The organism is Vibrio genomosp. F10 str. 9ZD137, assembly GCF_049974785.1.
In the GTDB taxonomy this organism is placed as follows: Bacteria; Pseudomonadota; Gammaproteobacteria; order Enterobacterales; family Vibrionaceae; genus Vibrio.
In genome coordinates this window covers 1-2,288 of sequence record NZ_JBNGCJ010000070.1, presented here as the reverse complement: position 1 = coordinate 2,288, position 2,288 = coordinate 1, and the positions used below count along the sequence as shown (strand labels likewise).

Annotated in this window: 1 protein-coding gene and 1 pseudogene; one reads left to right on the top strand and one right to left on the bottom strand. The window is 43.4% G+C overall.

The genetic code is table 11. The annotated features are described in order from the left end of the window. Positions 1–528, bottom strand: a pseudogene (locus ACP45E_RS00935) (DNA helicase IV); the annotation flags it as partial. A gap of 207 nt (positions 529–735) precedes the next feature. On the opposite strand from ACP45E_RS00935, the gene yccS reads away from it, so the two are divergent. Beyond that, the coding region (gene yccS, locus ACP45E_RS00930) for a YccS family putative transporter (protein WP_069584595.1) at positions 736–2,288 on the top strand (1,553 nt) is incomplete at its 3' end.

Here is a 2,288-nt window from a genome sequence, read left to right as displayed (position 1 = left end):
GCGCGACAGCAACGTCGATTCTGGCTCTAACAACCAAGGTTCTAGAGCCTTCATTCGATTAGGCATTCGTTGTGTGGCTTCTTCCAGTGTCATATCTATATCTGAAAAACCCTTAAATACGTTTTCAGACCAAGCGGCGACTTGGGAATGGGACAAGAAAGAAGGAAGATGGGTTAGCCTTTTCAATTCCTTTTCCCAATTTGGCAAAATTTGATTCAGTTGCTCGCATTGATCGTGATGCCACCTTTGATAACTTGCTATAGCATGACGTACAAATTCTCTGCATTCTTCCCACGGTAAACCTTGTACCAACCAAGAGTGTCGCTCACCGGACTCTTCATGCGCAAAAAACTGAATACTTCCCCATAACAAACCGCGCTTTAAGGTGACTTCGCCATTCCACACATGGAATGGAATGTGCTCTTCTTCTAACTGAGAGGAGAGGATCAACAGAGTTGATTGAAGTTCGACCTGATGGTATTCGGTTTGAATCAAATACTGGGCGGTTCTACTGGCGGCTAATTGCATTAAAAAGTGGTCCAAAATTGCTGTAGAATGAGTATATTACAGCCGTCTGTCTAAGTGATAAATTAATGTCAAAATTTGACGTTTTACCCATCCCATTGGTTTGATTTCATTCCAAACGCTTTATTGTTTTTCTATTTACCTCATAAGGTTAGCGCCTTTTTATAAAAATCTGCTACACTGCTGTTTTACACTTTAAAGCTTGTGCTCGTGTCATTGACCAATCAGATTCGCCTTTATTGGGCAAATAAAACCATCAACTATAGCCTGCTCATTTTGGTGACCTTACTCGGTGTTGTTATTCCCACTTGGTATTACCAACTCAATTCTCTTATTATCCCTCTGATTCTTGGTATTATCGCAGCCGCTATTTCGGAAAACGACAGCTCATTCACAGGCCGACTTAAATTCTCAATGTTAACCCTGTGTTGTTTTGCCTTTGCGGCGATTTCAATTGAGGTGTTATTTCAAAACCCAATACTGTTTGCAGTAGGCCTAACCTTCTCTACTTTTGGCTTCATTATGCTTGGAGCCATTGGCCCTAGATACGCAAGTATTGCCTTTGGTTCCCTGCTTATCGCAATTTATGCGATGCTAGGCGCACACACCAGTACCAATATCTGGTTTCAGCCCTTATTGCTATTAACTGGCGCGGCTTGGTATTTTTTCATGTCTATGGTTTGGCACTCTTTCTGGCCGATGCAGCCCGTTCAGCAAAGTTTAGCCAACGTTTTCTTACAGCTAGCCAACTACCTTGAATCTAAGAGTAATCTATTTCACCCCGTCTCAAACTTGATTCCTCAACCGCATCGTATTGCGGAAGCAAAACTCAACGCAACCACGGTAACCGCGCTCAATCACAGTAAATCAACACTATTAACACGCTCAAAACGTGGAAGAATGGACAATCGAAATAGCCGCTTCTTTAGTATCTACTTTTTGGCGCAAGATATTCATGAACGCGCCAGCTCTAGTCACTATCGTTACCAAGAATTAGCGCAAGATTTCCAACGTTCAGATGTTATGTTTCGTTTCAAACATGTGCTTCAAGCTCAAGCGAATGCATGTCGAGACATCGCTCAATCGATCCGCTTAGGGACACCTTATCAACATTCGAGTGAATCGATCATTGCGTTAGACGAACTGAAAGAGTCCCTGACTTATCTTGAGCAAGACGAAAAAGGGAAGTCTCGCGTATCCCTTGCCCAGCTTGGTTATCTATTTAATAACCTGGCTACCGTTGAAAAGCAGCTGAACCATGTGAGTTCTCCAGATGTGAACCAACTTGAAGAAGACAGCCTTTTTGATACGGACGCCCATACGTTGAAAAGTATGTGGCTGCGAATAAAAAGCAACTTTAGTACTGACTCTCTCTTATTCAAGCATGCGGTTAGGCTCTCGCTCGCGTTAACGGTGGGTTACGCGATACTGCAAGCCTTTGATCTTGATCGAGGGTACTGGATCTTACTGACCACTTTGTTTGTGTGCCAGCCCAACTACAGCGCCACCAAACAAAAATTGACCTCTCGCGTTGTTGGTACGATTGCAGGTCTGTTAATTGGAGCGCCCTTATTAGCACTATTCCCCTCTCAAGCGAGCCAATTGGTACTGATTATTATATCGGGTGTGATGTTCTTTGCGTTTCGCATCAACAACTACAGCTTTGCGACAGGGTTCATCACTCTGCTGGTGCTGTTTTGTTTTAATCAATTGGGCGAAGGGTATGCTGTCCTTTTACCGCGACTGACCGATACACTTATAGG